Source organism: Pseudoalteromonas sp. (assembly GCF_018402495.1).
Lineage (GTDB): Bacteria > Pseudomonadota > Gammaproteobacteria > Enterobacterales > Alteromonadaceae > Pseudoalteromonas.
Genome location: NZ_JAGYIU010000002.1, coordinates 570,113 through 587,164, shown reverse-complemented (window position 1 = coordinate 587,164; position 17,052 = coordinate 570,113). Strand labels below are relative to the sequence as shown.

The window sequence follows — 17,052 nt, the reverse complement described above, 5'->3', positions numbered from 1 at the left end:
TCCGCCTTATCCTAGACTAAACTACTTAGGTGAACGTCTGCTGCGTGTAGTTCGCTTTAGCTGCGTTAATGAGTTTATTTAGCCTAAGTCACATACAAAAACGTATGCTCCTTGGTATAAATAAACTCATTGCCTTGCTAGCACTCCTACACTTGCAGATAATTTTAGGTTTAGGTGTTAGATTTATATTGACACTGTTAGGTATGTTTACCAATTTTGTAGCTGATAGCTGATAGCTGATAGCTGATAGCTGATAGCTGATAGCTGATAGCTGATAGCTGATAGCTGATAGCTGATAGCTGATAGCTCTCTAGAAGGATTTGTTATGAAACTCGAAGATATTCGTCGTGAATACCTGCAAGATGCGCTTAGTGAAGACAACTTGCTGGATGATCCGTTCAAACAGTTTGAAACCTGGCTTGAACATGCGGTTGGCAGTAATCTGCCCGATCCCACGGCAATGGTCGTGGCGACAGTTGATGATACAGGTCAACCTTCTCAGCGTATCGTACTGCTAAAGCATTTAGATGATAACGGCTTTGTATTTTTTACCAACACCGGTTCACGTAAAGCACAAGAGCTTAAAGGCAATAATAAAATTTCCTTGCATTTTCCGTGGCATCATATGGAACGCCAAGTTATTGTCTATGGTGAGGCGCAGCCGTTACCGACTTCAGCGGTAGCTAAATACTTTTTATCTCGCCCTAAAGAAAGTCAATTAGCAGCATGGGCATCGCAACAAAGCCGCCCAATTTCGTCACGTAAGGTGTTAATGGAAACCTTTGCCAACATGAAAAACAAGTTTGCCAAAGGTGAAATACCACTCCCTGATTTTTGGGGTGGCTACTGTGTCGTCCCGCAAAAAATCGAGTTTTGGCAAGGGGGAGCTCATCGTCTGCATGACCGCTTTATGTATCAGCGCCAGGCTGATAATAGCTGGCAAATAACGCGCTTAAACCCGTAGTAAGCCAGCTTTGTGAAGTTTATAGATTCGCATTGTCATCTTGATTTTAGTGAGTTTGATGCAAACCGCGAATCACTTATCAACGCCTGTGTGGTGCAGGGGATTGATCAGTTTCTTGTGCCAGGTGTTAGCTTGGCACAATCCCAAAAACTACTAGAGTTTAAAGTAACCTACCCACAAGTAATCATAGCTGCAGGGCTGCATCCTTATTTTTTAAACCAACATGAAGAATCACACTTAGCATTACTATATGACTTTGCTAAAGCAAATAAAACACAGCTGGTGGCAATTGGTGAGTGTGGCCTAGATCGTAGTATTGAAAAGCTTGAAAAACAAACGTTGTTGTTTGAGCAGCAAATAGTGATTGCGAATGAACTTTGTTTACCACTGATTGTTCATCACAGGCAAAGCCATGATTTAATTGCGCAGTCGTTTAAGCGCTGTAGGCCAAAATATGGTGGCGTTATTCATGCTTTTTCAGGCTCAATGCAACAAGCACAGTATTACATAAAAATGGGTTTTAAACTCGGAGTGGGGGGAACAATAACCTATGATCGCGCAGTAAAAACACGTACAGTTATCGCGCAAATAGACCCTAAATACATAGTCCTTGAAACCGATTCACCTTCAATGCCACTAAATGGTTATCAAGGTCACATAAACACCCCATTGCATATTCCAAAAGTATTTAATGCGCTATGTGATTTAAAGCCAAATAGCGATCAGCGTCGATTAGCAAAGCAGCTTTATGATTCTTGCTCTGACGTTTTTTGTATATAACGATTGACTTGCCAGCGCTTTAAACCACGGCCTAATTGCCAAGTGAAAATACAGGCAATCACTAGCATAAGTAATACTTGGCGACCTAAATCATGAAAATGATTATGGCTTGCAGACACCGCAGCGCGAGTTAAATAAGTAATAGATACAAAGCCTATCGGGCGATCATCGTCAGAGATAACTTGCTCAACAAAAGGTGTTTTTAACTTACTAATACCCGGAGATGAATCAGGTAACAGGCCATATATATGATGCGATTGCCAATTATCACTGCTCGCAAGTATCACTCCTTGTTTGTCATAAATGGTGGCTGAGAGCACAAATTCATCATTACTGATGTTGTTACATAAAGTGGTTAGTTGTGATTTGTTTTTTTCTATCAGCGGCTTTTTTGCATTCAGTGCCATAAATTGGGTGAGTGATTTGGCCGTGCTATTAGCATTATCATAAAGTAGTTGATGACTTTGAAAGCTACTATTTATACCTACCCAGCTTAATAATACAAAGCAGCTAGCCGCCAATAGTAAGCGGATCAAACGCTTTTTTTGTGAGGCTGTAAGTGGATTTTTAAGATGGTTATTTTTCATAGTCACCGTATATGCTGCTGACAGCATTTTGTTTTGATGTTACAACTACACTATAACCTTAAATCCACCCTGATGGCGAATTTTGTATTTTACATCTCTATTATCAATGCGCTAAATGTCAGGAAATATAAACGGAGATCCCATGTCGGACGCGAACATGGCACAGCACAGCGCTGAGCAACCATTGTCACCACTTATCCTAAATAAATGGTTTAGCTATCAAAAGGGCGTTTTTATACCTTTAAATACACTCCCAAGCAGAAGTCATGGTCTTTTTAGTATTGCATTTGCAGGTAATTTTAATACTCAGCATATTAATAGTATTATTGACTTTTTTGCCTCGCACCAACAAAGCGTGACAGCACTTTGCCAATACCAGCCAGATTTAGGGCTATCTCCGGCGCTGTGTTTTTACATAGAAGGTGCACAGAGCGCAATAAATCCACTTCAACTCCAAGCTTTCGCAGATACGTTAGCGTGTCAATTAGTACAAGTAAGTACCCCTCCTGATTTAAAAAAACCAGGGTTATTAGTAATGGATATGGACTCAACCGCTATTACTATTGAATGTATTGATGAAATTGCGCGTTTAGCTAACGTATATGACGAAGTTGCTAGTGTGACTGCAAAAGCTATGGCAGGTAAACTTGATTTTAGTGAAAGTTTACACCAGCGTGTTGCTAAATTAGAAGGTATAGAAAAAAGCTTAATTGATGAGCTTAAAAGTACACTGCCTTTAATGCCAGGTATTAAAGCGTTATGCCAAATTTTAAAGCGTCATCAGTGGTATTTAGCTATTGCATCGGGTGGCTTTGTGCCGTTTGCAGAGCGTGTTCAGGAGTTGATTAATGTAGATGAAGTGCATGCCAATGTGCTGGAATTTAAAGACGATAAGCTTACAGGTAAAGTGCTAGGGGGCATTGTTGATGCTGAGCAAAAAGCCATTATTTTAGAATCGCTTCAACAAAAATTATGCCTTGAAAAAGCACAAACAGTCGCCATTGGCGATGGTGCAAATGATTTAAAAATGCTGTCTCAAGCAGGCTTAGGGGTTGCCGTACATGGTAAACCTAAAGTAGTTGAACAAGCCCAAGCCGCCATTTGCCAAGGCTCATTATTACAATTACTATATATGTTGGCTATTCCACTTGATTCATCAAAGGTTTAACGTAAACGGTTTAACCAAATTAGTTTTCGCCTAGACATTTGCTCAACCTGTTGTTGGTTGAGCGATAAATGCTCAAGCGCCTCATCACTTACATCAATAATATCGCCAACACCCGATACAGACCATAAAGTATCTTCTAAATCTTTAGCTTTATGCAATGCGTACTGACTAACGTATTGCAGTTCATTTGCTAAGTAGTCGGTATCAAGGCGTCCTGTGCGTGAAATATATAAACGCATGATAAAAACCAGTTCAGATTTAAGTCCTTGGCTTACTTGCCGTTTAAACTCGCTACAATCGGTACCTAAAACACATTGGCTGGTAATTGCATCGGCTATATTTTCTTTTTTAGGATCAAAGTTAATTATTAAACTAAATTCTAAAGGCGGATCTTGGCGAGAGCGATCTTTTATATTAGGGGTAATTACATCAGTAATATGCGCTTTAGTAATAATATTCGATAAATCCGTTTTAGCATTTAACAGTGCAAAATTTTGCAAAATAATATGCAGCGGGCTTGAATATAAACCAAACCCCATTGCGCCAATTTCAAAGTGTGCCATTGATTTATTTAAATAAATAGGGAACTGACACAGTGTCTTAGTCACCATGTTTCTAAGCGCTGTAGAAAGCCCTGGTACTTTAGGGGACTCTTCTGCTACTTTTAATTTTTGTTTATTGCTGTTGATTAAAAGAGTAAAAAACTCGACCCCAGTATGAGGTACGTCTTTTTCTGTATGTGCTTTTAAATTAATAGTCGTTAACGATTTACTTACCGCCATCACTTCATATTGAATAAGATTCAGTGAATAACTTTTAGTAATTTTTTGCAAATCGGGAAAAGAGAGTGAAACGATATCACCTTTTTTAAGCTTAACTTCTTGATTACACTCTAGTTGCAAACCAAATACTGAAAAATCACGCGTATGTCCATGTAACACTGCGTCTTGTGTATTTATTACAACGCTGGTTTTATAAAGATAACGTTTATTAGAGCGAAGATTCACATATTCTAATGGGACCGTATTTAACTCAGGTGGAGACTGATGCTTACTGTGACCAAAATATTTTATCTTGTTAACCAAGGCTTTATTAAACGTATATTGCTGATAATGCTGTTGCTCATGTTTGTTACTAACCTGAGTCAGCAGTATTAAATATTTTACATCTTTTATAGCACCTTCAACGCGTGGAGAAGGGGGCTTATTTAATTTCTCAATATTTTTACCTAGCGATTTGGGCAAAGATAAAGGAATGTACGCATCTTCACTGTGGCTCGGCATCAATTGTATTTTAAAGCAGCGCCAGCTATCTCTTTGGCTGCCAAAGCCTAAAAAGAGGTTTTTTAACTGTGGTTGTTGCTCAAGTTCTGAGCGCATAGCTGAATAGTAGTAAACTTTCCCTGCATTGACATGGGTAAAGGTGTATAAATACTCCTCTTTTACTGCAACGGGTTTCAAGGCCAAGGTACGAATACGTTTATGGTTTAACACGCTATATAAACAAGGTATTTTGCTCTCATCAGTAAAGTAGCGCTGAATAAATAAGTTGTTTTCAGTAGTTAAACTCAGATTTGGATAATAAACCCCGTTTTTTTGGCTAATAAAAACGTATAAAGAATTAACCCTAGGAATATAATATTGCTCGTATCCTTTAGAAATAACCGCATCAAGCGTGTTATCTAAGTTCACTTTATAACGACGTTTATTACCATGGATAAAGCTTTCTAAAAAATGGTCAAATGCAGTATTGTTTTCTCTAAATGTGCGTTTTAAGCGGATATGATTAAATTCATTTGAGGTGTTTTCTATTGCAACTACTTCATACTCAATACCGTGTTTTAAACCTAATTCAAACTCTTGCTCTAAACCAGCCAAATGAAGAGTAAGCAACTCTCCTTTTTTCAGTTTGTATTGTGATGCAAGCTTAACTTTACAACCACTAAGTGAAATATCGGAAGTAGTAGCAGCTATTTTATTTTGTGAGTTATATTCTATTTTTACTTTAATTGAGTAATTCATCCGCTCTTCGCGGCGAGTCTCGTACGCAGCAAATTTAATAACAGTAGTCGTTAGGTTTTTATCTTCTTCAGTTATTTTAGGTTTTTCTAAAGATTTTTTTTGTAGTATACGGTGGTTATTTTCAGTATTCATCACGGCTTCGTATACGCCAAGAGTGTAACCTTTATGTTGTTTTATTGCAGCCTCGAACACCTCAATTGCAGTGTCATCCATAAAGTGTTGTTTACCTTTATACTCATAAGGTTTTACTTGGCCTGTTACTGAACCTCGTAGATCAATAAAGCGGTCTATCGGTTGAGATAAACGTGACATTTCCATTTTGATTAAAAACTGCTCGGGTTTGCTTAACTCGGCGGTTTTTGACTTGAAAATGAGATTAAATTTAGTATTTCCCAAATATTTTTTTAACTCATTTACAAGTGCTTCATGCTTGAGCAGTACGTCTTCAGCCATTTATAAATCATCACTGTTTAATTTAAAAGTAGGTATACTGTTACAACTATTTATCAGAAAATATAATAAATCTAGTATCGCAAAGCAGTTAATTGTTTTGCGATGTGTTGAATAACATCACTTTATATTTATTGTTATTTCTTATGAGTCAATAAATTGACTAATTATTATTAGCTTTAAAAGCAATAAGCATGCCCTAAAGTAAGTTGAAATAAAAGAGATTAGTACATTGTGAGTGCAATACTAAACACCACAAGACGTTATTGCTAAAATAAAGCGAGCAGTGGCAAGATAAGCACCTCACAGTCAATATTTCAAATTAATGAATAGTAGATAAGGTTTCAAATGGCTAAAGCGGTAAAAGTAGAGTTTGTTTGTACAGAATGTGGCATGAACTACCAACGCTGGCAAGGGCAATGCCGCTGCGGCGCGTGGAATACGTTAGCAGAGTTTAAGCCCTCTGCAGGGCAAAGCAAAAAAGTAGCCGCTCGCGCCAGTGTGGGGGGGTATGCTGGTGGTATTGGCGGTGGCTCAAAAAAAATTAATGATGTGGCCACCGCCGAAGCCGAAAAGCAGCTGACTGAAATTGGCGAGCTTGACCGTGTTTTGAGCGGCGGGGTAACCACCGGCTCGGTTAATATTATTTCTGGCGATCCGGGTGCTGGTAAAACGACCTTGCTATCGGATTTAGTGGCAAGAATGTCACAACGTATGCCGTCTCTTTACTGTACCGCGGAAGAGTCTTTATCGCAGTTTAAAAACCGGGTAAACCGTTTAAAGCTTAACTATAACGAAAACGAGCTTTACTTGCTCTCAGAAACCAGTGTTGAGATTATTATTGAAGAGCTGGATAAAAATAAAATTAAGTTTGCCGTTATCGACTCCATTCAAGCCGTTGTTACCGACAGCGCGAATGGCAGCCCTGGTTCACCGTCGCAGGTAAAAAGCGCCGCTCAAGCGCTTACTCAGTATTGTAAGCAAAACGATGTGACTATGTTTATTATTGCGCATGTAAATAAAAATAATGAAATAGCGGGCCCACAAACCTTAGTACATATAGTTGATGCGCTGTTACATATTGATACCAACGATGGCCAAGTGCGTACTCTACGCGCTAATAAAAATCGTTTTGGTGATATCGATACTGTGGGCATTTTTAAAATGTGTGAACGCGGTATGCTCAGCGTTGATAACCCCAGCGAAATTTTCTTATCCGGTTCAACCACGGAATCACCGGGGTCGACTATTACCTGTATCCGTAAAGGCAATCGCAATTTACTACTCGAAATTCAATGTTTAACCACTGAAACAGAAGCAGAATTTCCACAGCGCGTCTGTGTTGGTTTAAATATGAACCGGATTAAAATGCTCACCGGTATTTTACGTAAACACACTAAAACTAAAATATTCCATGATACATTTTTTAATATTGTCGGTGGCTTAAAAATTGATGAATCAGAAACCTGTATTGATTTAGCGCTAGTTACCGCCTTACTAAGCAGTTTGAATGAATTCGTTGTTCCTCGTACCACCTGTATAATGGGGGAGCTAAGTTTAAACGGTGATGTGCGCCCAATTGACAGTGGGGTGCCTCGTGTTAAAGAAGCGGCGCAACACGGGTTTACTGAAATATTTATCCCATTTCGTAATTATCATAAATCCATGGAAGGGCTAGGCGCTAAAATTACGCCAGTTAAAACCGTGCACGAGCTACTTAGTTTAATTAATTAGCAAACAAAAAGAGTTTAACGACTCATGCTCTCAATGTTAGTCTTACTTTAAGCCATATACATAAATAATTTAATAAGGAAATAGCATGAAAAAATTAGTAATTGCAGCCGCGGTTATTGCTGCAGGTGTGGGTGGCGTAAGCTATGCAAACTATTTAGCGACACAAGAAGTACGCGCTGAGGTTGATAAACAGTTGGCCTTAGTGAGCGAACAAACAGGTGCCAGTTTTAACTATGCAAAGCTATCGGCGAGTGTTATTTCAAACAGTGTGGCCATTAGCGATATTGAAGTTACTAGCCCTGAGGGCGATAAAATTGCCACGGTTGAGCATGTTGAAGTGACAGGCTACGAAACCGATAAAATATCGCCACATACTGCTTTTACGTTAAAAAACTTTCAATTTGATAAAAGCTTTGTCGATACACTGCCTGCAGATACAAATACACAACTTGCCTCAGCCAGTTATGATTTACTCTCTTCATTAGATTACGATGAGCAGTCAGGTAACAGTGATATTGTTGTTAAGCTGCAAGCTAATGATATTGCTAGTATTGATATGGACATGGGGCTGGCTAATTCTAAAGCGCTTATGGACGCTTCACTTGAAATCAGTAAGGCTCAACAAGCCACAGGCAGTACGCCACTGACTTATGAGCAAGAGCTGCAACAACAAACGATGATTATGCAAGCAATGAGTCAGCTAGAACCTCGTAATGTTAGCTTTGTTGTTAATAATCAAGGTGATCTTAAAGGCTTATTAGAAAGCGAGCTGGCAAAGCAAGGTATGACGTTAGAGCAAATGCAAACAATGCTTGAACAGCAACTTCAACAAGCACCTGTGACCGAAGAAATAGCCAAGGCGTTAACTGATTTTGCTAAAGGACTAAATTCGTTTAGTGTGTCAGCAAAACTGCCTGAAGGTAAAACTATGATGGAAGTGAATCAGCAAATTATGATGTTAGCAGGTCAACCCGAAGAACTGGTTAAGTTTATAAATTTAGAAGTTAAGGGCAAATAATAGCGGTAAATATTTGCCGTAAGCCGTCAGTTTAAAACAAAAAAGCCGTAATTAATTCATCAAACACGGCTTTTTATTTTAGCTGTCAGCTTATAGTTAGTGAAGAATTCGCGCTCTAATTGTACCCTCTACCGCACTGAGTTCTTTTAATGCCACTTCAGAGTGATCAGTATCTACATCAATAACCACGTAACCAATCGATTCGTCAGTTTGTAAGTACTGCGCGGCAATGTTAATACCGTGCTGAGCAAAGGCTTGGTTAATTTGCGTTAGCACGCCTGGGCGGTTGTGATGCACGTGTAGCAAGCGGCTGCGGTTAGCAAGCTCTGGCAGTGACACTTCAGGGAAGTTAACTGCGGTAATAGTCGATCCGTTATCTGAATACTTAGCCAGTTTACCCGCTACTTCAATACCAATGTTCTCCTGTGCTTCTTGAGTTGAACCACCAATATGCGGCGTTAAAATGACGTTGTCGAATTCACGCAGTGGCGAGATAAATTCTTCATCGTTAGATTTAGGCTCAACAGGGAATACGTCAATGGCTGCGCCGCTGAGTTTTTTCTCTGTTAATGCTTCCGCTAGAGCGTCTATATCAACTACTGTGCCGCGTGAGGCATTAATTAAAATAGCGCCTTGCTTCATCACAGCCAGTTCAGCTGTACCAATCAGGTTTTTAGTTTGCGGTGTTTCTGGTACGTGCAAGCTAATAATATCAGCGCGTTGTAGTAACTGCGTTAAGTTATGTACTTGCGTTGCATTACCTAAAGACAGTTTGTCCTCAATATCGTAATACTCCACGTTCATACCAATATTTTCAGCCATAATGCCCAACTGAGTACCAATGTGACCGTAGCCAATAATACCTAAGGTTTTACCGCGCGCTTCAAAAGAGCCATTGGCTGTTTTTAACCAGCCACCACGGTGCGCAGCGGCATTTCGCTGTGGAATACCACGTAATAAAAGCAGTATTTCACCTAGTACAAGTTCAGCCACAGAGCGAGTATTTGAAAACGGGGCATTAAATACTGCAATACCGCGTTCACGTGCTGCATTTAAATCTACTTGGTTGGTACCAATACAAAAACAACCGATAGCAACCAGTTTTTCAGCTGCATTTAATACCGATTCATTAATATGAGTACGAGAACGCAGCCCCACAAAGTGCACATCTTTAATGCGCTCAATAAGCTCGTCCTCAGGTAGCGATGTTTTAACGTAGTCGATATTGCTATAACCGTTACGTTTTAGCGTTTCAACAGCGCTTTGGTGAACACCTTCAAGCAAGAGAATTTTAATTTTGTCTTTTGCTAACGATACCTTACTCATAACCATATCCTATTTAATTTGTGGCCCATTTTTTGTGCCGATAATCACTTTATCAGCACCGCGCTCTGCAAATAGGCCGTTGGTGACTACGCCAACAATTTGATTTATTTGTGTTTCAAGCTGTTTAGCATGGGTAATTTTTAAATTATGTACATCTAAAATAACGTTGCCGTTATCGGTTACAACACCTTGGCGATACACAGGATCACCGCCAAGTTTTAATAATTCGCGGGCAACATAGCTGCGCGCCATCGGAATAACTTCAACTGGCAGTGGGAAATCCCCTAAGGTATCGACTAGTTTGGTGTCATCAACAATACACACAAACTGTTTCGCTACTGCTGCTACTATTTTTTCACGGGTAAGCGCCGCGCCGCCCCCTTTAATCATTTCGTTTAGGGCGTTAATTTCATCTGCGCCATCAACGTATACATCCAGAGCATCAACATCATTTAGCTCAAATACTTCTATACTAAGTTCTTTTAAACGTGCTGTAGACGCTTCTGAACTAGATACTGCACCAACGATGGTGTCTTTTACTGTGCCTAAAGCATCAATAAAATGATTAACGGTTGAGCCTGTACCAACACCCACTATGGTGTTTTCTTTTACAAACTCCAGTGCAGCCCACGCAGCTGCTTTTTTTAATTCATCTTGTGTCATTGCTATGTGCTCATTTATGTCAAAAGTAACTGTTAGTGTACAAGATTAATTGTTACCAACAGTAGGTTTTATTGGGTGTAATAATAGTTTTAAGAGGCACATCCCACGATTCAATTGGGAGCTTATCCACTTGTTGGCATTCGTGTGCTAGGCCAATAAGTTGTGGTTGCTGCCAGTTTTCTTCGTGTAAACGTGCCAAGGTTCTATCGTAAAACCCACCTCCCATTCCTAAGCGATTACCGTATTTATCAAATGCAACAAGTGGCATAAGTAGATAATCAAGCGCTGGCAATGGGCATATTTGAGAGCAGTTCAGCTTAGGCTCCAAGATACCATAGCGATTTGCTCTCATGGGTGAGTTTTTTTCATAGCGTTGGAATAGTAAATTAGCCCCATTGAATGGATGAATTACGGGCAGGTAAACAGCGTGTTCAATGCTCCATAATTCATTAATTAACAATGAGGTATCTAATTCGCCATCATTGCTTAAATAAAGCGCGATATGGCTTTTTTTGGCCGAGTTCATGCTTTTTAAATATTGAATAAAATTCACTTTAAGCGATTCGGCGGCTAATTGTTGCTGGTTTTTTGATAGGTTATTACGTGCTTTACGAATATCGTGTCTTATTTGTGCGCGATTATTACTCATTAAATAACTAAACCATGATTAAAAAGAGAATAAATTAGGAAATAATAAGTACACAGCAAGCACAATAAGTAATATTACAACTGTGGCAATCAGTGAATATAAAATAGCGTTACTGTGCTTTTTTGGTGTGGTTATGATTGGCTCATCGAGCATTAAATCGTCATCTTGCCATGGTTCGTCATTTTCATCTGGTAGCGATAACTCAACTTCAGGGAGGCGTTGTTCAAGATCTTCTAATTTTTCTTCAAGGCGAATTAAGCTACTAGTCATGTAATCAAGGGCGTCAAATAAACGCTGATCGCGCTGACTTTCTTCAGTCGTTTGTGAAGTGGCTTGAACAGTTGTAGCCTGTTGAAGTTTACTTTTAACGCCAAGAGTTGAAAGTAATTTGGCTTGTTTGAGTGCTTTTTCTTTAGGGCAAGGAGCAAACAATGGCTTGCCATTAAAAAATGCCGCCACCTTTTCAGGTGAGGTTTTTAGTTTTTCAGTCAAAGCTGTGGTGACTGCTTGGTTCGTCATACCCTCTGCAAGTCCTACAAATATAACACGAAAATTATCGGCCATTTTTTATTCCTAATACGCTTTTGTTATATGCAGAGTATATACCTAAAATGTTAAACAGTTCGAGGCTGTTTTATGACTAACGTAGCTTAGGTAGCAAAACGGCCCTAAAAAGGGCCGTTTTAATATTAGCTGATTGTGACTTATAAGCCAGCTGCTGCGCGCAGTGCGTCTGCTTTGTCTGTGCGTTCCCATGGGAATTCGTCACGCCCAAAGTGACCGTAGGCCGCTGTCGGAAGGTAAATTGGGCGCTCAAGGTCAAGCATTTGAATTAGACCGTATGGGCGTAAGTCAAAGTGTTCACGAATAAGTTCGATTAAACGCGCTTCTTCTAATTTACCTGTGCCAAATGTTTCAACACTGATTGATGTTGGCTCTGCAACACCAATAGCGTAAGACACTTGAAGTTCACACTTGTCAGCAAGGCCTGCAGCAACGATGTTTTTAGCAACATAACGAGCAGCGTAAGCAGCAGAACGGTCAACTTTTGATGGATCTTTACCAGAGAAAGCCCCACCACCATGACGAGCCATACCACCGTAAGTATCTACAATAATTTTACGACCGGTTAAACCACAGTCACCCATTGGACCACCAATAACAAAACGGCCAGTTGGGTTGATGAAAAACTTGGTTGCACTGGTGATAAGCTCTGCAGGAAGTACTGGCTTGATGATAGTTTCCATTACTGCTTCTACTAAATCACTTTGTGAAATGTCTTCACTGTGTTGAGTAGAAAGTACAACGGCATCTATGCCTACTGGCTTGCCATTTTCGTATGCAAATGTAACTTGTGATTTTGCATCTGGACGTAACCAGTTAAGCTCGCCACTTTTACGAACCTCAGCTTGGCGCTGAACTAAACGGTGAGAATAAGTGATTGGCGCAGGCATAAGTACTTCAGTTTCGTTACACGCGTAACCAAACATTAAGCCTTGGTCGCCAGCACCTTGCTCTTCTGGGCTTGTACGGTCAACACCTTGGTTGATATCAGGAGATTGTTTACCTATGGTGTTTAAAATTGCACATGAATCGGCATCAAAACCCATATCTGAGTGAGTGTAGCCAATTTCACGGACTGTTTTACGTGTAATTTCTTCGATATCAACCCATGCGCTAGTGGTGATTTCACCACCAACCATAACCATACCGGTTTTAACGTAAGTTTCACACGCTACACGGGCATGAGAGTCTTGCTCTAGGATAGCATCAAGTACCGCATCAGAAATTTGATCGGCGATTTTATCCGGATGACCTTCAGAAACAGATTCAGAAGTAAATAAATGTTTTGCCATTGTAATTATGCTCACAAATATTGCGCTTCACAAACGTCGGTATTAGCGCTAAAAAATTAAGGCGCGTATTTTATCTAAAACAAGTTAACTTGCATAGTGTTTTTACGCCTAGACGTCTAAATAAAGTATTTAATAGTAATTGGTTCTTAAAAAATATTCATAATGCCCTATTTTTATGGGTTTTTAATTGCACACAGCCCCCACAATAAGTAAGAATGGGGGAATATAAATACCCGCGCAAATACATATAAAGGTAGGAGAATTCATGCCATCTCGCAAAGAACTTGCAAATGCTATTCGCGTCTTGTCAATGGACGCAGTACAAAAGGCCAAATCTGGTCACCCTGGAGCCCCTATGGGCATGGCTGATATCGCAGAAGTATTATGGCGCGATTATCTAAAACATAACCCAACCAATCCAGAGTGGGCCGACCGAGATCGATTTATACTCTCAAACGGTCACGGTTCAATGCTTATTTATTCTCTATTGCATTTAAGTGGTTATGACTTGCCACTGGACGAAATTAAAAACTTCCGCCAAATGCATTCTAAAACACCAGGCCATCCAGAATATGGATACGCACCAGGCATTGAGACCACTACGGGCCCATTAGGTCAAGGGATCACAAATGCGGTAGGTATGGCGATTGCTGAAAAAGCATTAGCCGCGCAGTTTAACCGTGAAGGCCATGATATTGTTGATCATCACACGTATGCGTTTATGGGTGATGGTTGTTTAATGGAAGGTATTTCTCATGAAGCGTGTTCGCTTGCTGGCACATTAGGCCTGGGCAAGTTAGTGGCGTTTTGGGATGACAACGGTATTTCAATCGACGGTGAAGTAGAAGGTTGGTTTAGCGATGACACTCCAGCACGCTTTAAAGCATACGGCTGGCATGTAATTAGTGATGTTGATGGCCATGATAGCGATGCAGTAAGTGCTGCAATTGCAAAAGCAAAAAGCGTGACGGACAAACCAACACTCATTTGTTGTAAAACTATTATTGGTTACGGCTCACCGAATAAATCAGGTAGCCACGACTGTCACGGTGCACCACTAGGTGATGACGAAATTAAAGCGTCTCGCGAGTTTTTAGGTTGGACGGGCGAGGCATTTGAAATCCCTGAAGATATTTACGCACAGTGGAATGCTAAAGAAAAAGGCCAACAGCTAGAAGCTAGCTGGGACGAAAAATTTGCCGCATACGAAAAAGCATACCCAGAATTAGCAGCAGAATACAAACGCCGTACACAGTCAGAATTACCCGCTGACTGGGCTGAAAAATCACAAGCGTACATTGAAGAGCTACAAGCAAACCCTGCAAATCCTGCATCACGTAAAGCGTCGCAAAATGCATTAAACGCATTTGGTCCATTACTCCCTGAGTTTATGGGCGGCTCTGCCGATTTAGCGGGTTCAAACTTAACAATTTGGGATGGCTCTAAAGGCTTAACTGCTGATGATGCAAGTGGTAACTACATTTACTACGGTGTACGTGAATTTGGTATGTCGGCCATTATGAACGGTATTGCACTTCATAAAGGCTTTATTCCTTACGGTGCAACGTTCTTAATGTTTATGGAATACGCACGCAACGCGGTACGTATGGCTGCATTAATGAAGCAACCAAGCATTTTTGTATACACGCACGATTCAATTGGTTTAGGTGAAGATGGTCCAACTCACCAACCAGTTGAGCAAATTGCCAGCATGCGTTTAACGCCTAACCTATACAACTGGCGTCCATGTGACCAAGTTGAGTCAGCAATTGCATGGCAACAAGCTATTGAACGTAAAGACGGTCCTACATCTTTAATCTTTACTCGCCAAGGCTTAGAGCAGCAAGCTCGTGATACCCAGCAATTAAGCGACGTTAAAAAGGGTGGTTACATCCTAAGTTGTGACGGCAACCCAGAGCTTATTATTATTGCAACCGGTTCTGAAGTACAGCTAGCGCAAGACTCTGCGAAAGAACTACGTGCACAGGGTAAAAAGGTACGTGTGGTATCTATGCCGTGTACTGATGCGTTTGAAGACCAATCGCCTGAGTACAAAGAAAGCGTATTACCAGCAAGCGTCTCACGTCGCGTAGCGATTGAAGCGGGTATTGCTGATTACTGGTACAAGTACGTAGGCCTAAATGGCGCCGTAGTTGGTATGACCACCTTTGGTGAGTCGGCACCGGCAAACGAGCTGTTTGAATTCTTCGGCTTTACCGTAGAAAATGTAGTTAACAAAGCAAACGCATTGTTTTAATTGCTTTCGTGTTTTAAAAGCCCGCCCTGTGTAAAACAGGGCGGGCTTTTTTATGAGCTGTACTTTTATCACTTCTCTAAAGCGTAGTGTCTCATCGCCCTCTTTGTGCATAATCACTAAAAGGTTTATTTGGACAAAGAGAAGCGAATGAGAAGAAAATGAGGCAATACAAAAACCAAATTAAAAAATTAGTTTAGCTGTTTGATTACTTCTCTAAAGCAAAGCGTCACATAGCCCTCTTTGTGCATAAATCATTAAAAACTTATTTGAACACAGAGAAGCGAATGAGAAGAAAATGAGGCAATACAAAATCCAAATTACAAAATCAATTTTGTTGTTTGATTACTTCCTCTAAAGCGAAGCGCCTCATAGCCCTCTTTGTGCATAAATCATTAAAAGTTTATTTGAACACAGAGAAGCGAATGAGAAGAAAATGAGGCAATACAAAAACCAAATTAAAAAATCAATTTTGTTGTTTGATTACTGCCTCTAAAGTGTAGCGTTTCATAGCCTTCTTTATGCATAAATTGCTAAAGGCTCTGTTCGAAACTCGCAGCCCGAAGCATATTTTCCTATAAAGTTGTTCATTTTTAACCTTTTGGATTTTAGATGAGTAATTTTCACAGCACTTAACTTGCAAGGTTTTTGTGTATCAGGCACTGTGGGGGTAACAAAATTATAAATTAACAACAGGAGTTAACATGCCAAAGTTCGATAACGTTAGTGTGGTTAAAAAAGCCAATGTGTATTTTGATGGCAAAGTATCAAGCCGTACTGTGCTTTTAGGTAACGGTGAAGCAAAAACCTTGGGTTTTATGCAACCCGGTGAGTTTGAGTTTAATACTAACCAAAAAGAGTGCATGGAGTTGTTAGCAGGGCAGTGGGATGTATTACTACCAGGTGAAAGCGAGTGGAAAACATTTAACGCGGATGAGTCGTTTAATGTTGATGCTAATGTGAGCTTTCAGGTTAAAGTAAATGACTTTGCAGATTATTGTTGTTCTTATACAGATTAATAGTTAGCTATTTAAAAGCCCATGGCTAATGGGCTTTGCATAAACTTTGCACAACGCATGATTTGAATCACCTAAAATAGCAAATAAACCTTAAATATCTCTTTTTTATCTTGTGTTAATTCGTTTAGCCCCCAATACTAGTTATGAGGTAACAAATAAAAGGATACCCTATGAAAATTAATCTTTCTGGTCACCATGTTGACGTTACTGATTCTATTAAAGAACACATTAACGAAAAGTTCTCAAAAGTTGCGAGCCATTTTCCATCATTGATATCTCTGGATATTATTCTTTCAAAAGAGCATCATAAGTTCCAAGCAGAAATTAGCACAAATTATGAAGGTGCGCGTATATCGGTAAAAGGGGAAAACGAAGTTATGTATCCTGCTATTTCCAGCGCAGCTAAAAAACTCGATGCCGCATTAAAGCATCGTAAAGGGCAAATTAAAGCAAACTTACACGAAAAGCCTGTAAGTACCACTCCTGAAATAGCGCACGAAATTATCCAAGAGATGGATTTAAATTAATAACTAACAGTGTGTTATTTTTTAAAAAGAGCCTAA

Annotated in this window: 15 protein-coding genes; 8 read left to right on the top strand and 7 right to left on the bottom strand. The window is 39.9% G+C overall.

Going from position 1 to position 17,052, the window contains the following annotated elements:
• The first annotated feature begins 325 nt into the window (after positions 1-325).
• Both pdxH and KG708_RS08230 read left to right on the top strand, forming a co-directional pair.
• Positions 326-964 carry a pyridoxamine 5'-phosphate oxidase gene (gene pdxH, locus KG708_RS08235; protein ID WP_213608920.1) on the top strand — a complete coding sequence of 213 codons (639 nt, stop codon included), beginning with the start codon at positions 326-328 and terminating at the stop codon, positions 962-964.
• Between the two features lie 12 nt (positions 965-976).
• The gene (locus KG708_RS08230; RefSeq protein ID WP_213608919.1) at positions 977-1,744 is read left to right on the top strand and encodes a TatD family hydrolase; all 768 of its coding nucleotides are present in this window, start codon (positions 977-979) and stop codon (positions 1,742-1,744) included.
• On the opposite strand, the gene KG708_RS08225 is transcribed toward KG708_RS08230, so the two are convergent.
• Entirely contained in the window at positions 1,711-2,331 is a 621-nt protein-coding gene (locus KG708_RS08225) for an AhpA/YtjB family protein (protein WP_213608918.1), read from the bottom strand. The two genes, KG708_RS08230 and KG708_RS08225, sit on opposite strands and share 34 nt — an antisense overlap.
• Positions 2,332-2,473: 142 nt before the next feature.
• Here KG708_RS08225 and serB point away from each other — a divergent pair, with 142 nt between their 5' ends.
• A complete protein-coding gene (serB, locus tag KG708_RS08220) occupies positions 2,474-3,499 on the top strand; it encodes a phosphoserine phosphatase SerB (RefSeq protein ID WP_213608917.1) in 1,026 nt (341 codons plus the stop codon).
• Here serB and KG708_RS08215 read toward each other — a convergent pair.
• Positions 3,496-5,973, bottom strand: a complete 2,478-nt coding sequence (locus tag KG708_RS08215) for a PilZ domain-containing protein (protein WP_213608916.1) — start codon at positions 5,971-5,973, stop codon at positions 3,496-3,498. The genes serB and KG708_RS08215 overlap by 4 nt on opposite strands.
• Before the next feature lie 345 nt (positions 5,974-6,318).
• On the opposite strand from KG708_RS08215, the gene radA reads away from it, so the two are divergent.
• Positions 6,319-7,704, top strand: coding sequence for a DNA repair protein RadA (radA, locus tag KG708_RS08210; protein ID WP_213608915.1), 1,386 nt, complete (start codon positions 6,319-6,321; stop codon positions 7,702-7,704).
• Positions 7,705-7,789: 85 nt separating this feature from the next.
• Positions 7,790-8,722: a hypothetical protein gene (locus KG708_RS08205; protein ID WP_213608914.1), complete on the top strand. Its 933-nt coding sequence runs from the start codon at positions 7,790-7,792 to the stop codon at positions 8,720-8,722.
• A gap of 96 nt (positions 8,723-8,818) precedes the next feature.
• Here KG708_RS08205 and serA read toward each other — a convergent pair whose 3' ends face one another.
• The 5 genes from serA to metK all read right to left on the bottom strand — a co-directional run bounded on the left by serA (position 8,819) and on the right by metK (position 13,216).
• On the bottom strand, positions 8,819-10,048 hold the full coding sequence (gene serA / locus KG708_RS08200) for a phosphoglycerate dehydrogenase (protein WP_213608913.1): 1,230 nt from the start codon (positions 10,046-10,048) through the stop codon (positions 8,819-8,821).
• Positions 10,049-10,057: 9 nt separating this feature from the next.
• The gene (rpiA, locus tag KG708_RS08195; protein ID WP_213608912.1) at positions 10,058-10,711 is read right to left on the bottom strand and encodes a ribose-5-phosphate isomerase RpiA; all 654 of its coding nucleotides are present in this window, start codon (positions 10,709-10,711) and stop codon (positions 10,058-10,060) included.
• 52 nt (positions 10,712-10,763) lie between these two features.
• Complete coding sequence (locus tag KG708_RS08190; protein ID WP_213608911.1) at positions 10,764-11,360, bottom strand: 5-formyltetrahydrofolate cyclo-ligase; 597 nt, start codon at positions 11,358-11,360, stop codon at positions 10,764-10,766.
• A gap of 18 nt (positions 11,361-11,378) precedes the next feature.
• Positions 11,379-11,924, bottom strand: coding sequence for a hypothetical protein (locus tag KG708_RS08185; protein ID WP_213608910.1), 546 nt, complete (start codon positions 11,922-11,924; stop codon positions 11,379-11,381).
• Between the two features lie 140 nt (positions 11,925-12,064).
• On the bottom strand, positions 12,065-13,216 hold the full coding sequence (gene metK, locus KG708_RS08180) for a methionine adenosyltransferase (protein ID WP_213609342.1): 1,152 nt from the start codon (positions 13,214-13,216) through the stop codon (positions 12,065-12,067).
• Between the two features lie 265 nt (positions 13,217-13,481).
• On the opposite strand from metK, the gene tkt reads away from it, so the two are divergent.
• From tkt to raiA, 3 genes are all read left to right on the top strand, one after another.
• Entirely contained in the window at positions 13,482-15,473 is a 1,992-nt protein-coding gene (tkt, locus tag KG708_RS08175) for a transketolase (protein ID WP_213608909.1), read from the top strand.
• Positions 15,474-16,174: 701 nt separating this feature from the next.
• Positions 16,175-16,489, top strand: coding sequence for a pyrimidine/purine nucleoside phosphorylase (locus KG708_RS08170; protein WP_213608908.1), 315 nt, complete (start codon positions 16,175-16,177; stop codon positions 16,487-16,489).
• 170 nt (positions 16,490-16,659) lie between these two features.
• Entirely contained in the window at positions 16,660-17,016 is a 357-nt protein-coding gene (raiA, locus tag KG708_RS08165) for a ribosome-associated translation inhibitor RaiA (RefSeq protein ID WP_013465684.1), read from the top strand.
• The last annotated feature ends 36 nt before the right edge of the window (positions 17,017-17,052 follow it).

Coding starts and splice junctions, on each gene's coding strand:
- KG708_RS08215 (WP_213608916.1), bottom strand. CDS start 5,973: ATGGCTGAAGACGTACTGCTCAAGCATGAAGCACTTGTAAATGAGTTA.
- serB (WP_213608917.1), top strand. CDS start 2,474: ATGTCGGACGCGAACATGGCACAGCACAGCGCTGAGCAACCATTGTCA.
- rpiA (WP_213608912.1), bottom strand. CDS start 10,711: ATGACACAAGATGAATTAAAAAAAGCAGCTGCGTGGGCTGCACTGGAG.
- KG708_RS08170 (WP_213608908.1), top strand. CDS start 16,175: ATGCCAAAGTTCGATAACGTTAGTGTGGTTAAAAAAGCCAATGTGTAT.
- raiA (WP_013465684.1), top strand. CDS start 16,660: ATGAAAATTAATCTTTCTGGTCACCATGTTGACGTTACTGATTCTATT.
- pdxH (WP_213608920.1), top strand. CDS start 326: ATGAAACTCGAAGATATTCGTCGTGAATACCTGCAAGATGCGCTTAGT.
- KG708_RS08190 (WP_213608911.1), bottom strand. CDS start 11,360: ATGAGTAATAATCGCGCACAAATAAGACACGATATTCGTAAAGCACGT.
- tkt (WP_213608909.1), top strand. CDS start 13,482: ATGCCATCTCGCAAAGAACTTGCAAATGCTATTCGCGTCTTGTCAATG.
- KG708_RS08225 (WP_213608918.1), bottom strand. CDS start 2,331: ATGAAAAATAACCATCTTAAAAATCCACTTACAGCCTCACAAAAAAAG.
- radA (WP_213608915.1), top strand. CDS start 6,319: ATGGCTAAAGCGGTAAAAGTAGAGTTTGTTTGTACAGAATGTGGCATG.
- KG708_RS08185 (WP_213608910.1), bottom strand. CDS start 11,924: ATGGCCGATAATTTTCGTGTTATATTTGTAGGACTTGCAGAGGGTATG.
- serA (WP_213608913.1), bottom strand. CDS start 10,048: ATGAGTAAGGTATCGTTAGCAAAAGACAAAATTAAAATTCTCTTGCTT.
- KG708_RS08205 (WP_213608914.1), top strand. CDS start 7,790: ATGAAAAAATTAGTAATTGCAGCCGCGGTTATTGCTGCAGGTGTGGGT.
- metK (WP_213609342.1), bottom strand. CDS start 13,216: ATGGCAAAACATTTATTTACTTCTGAATCTGTTTCTGAAGGTCATCCG.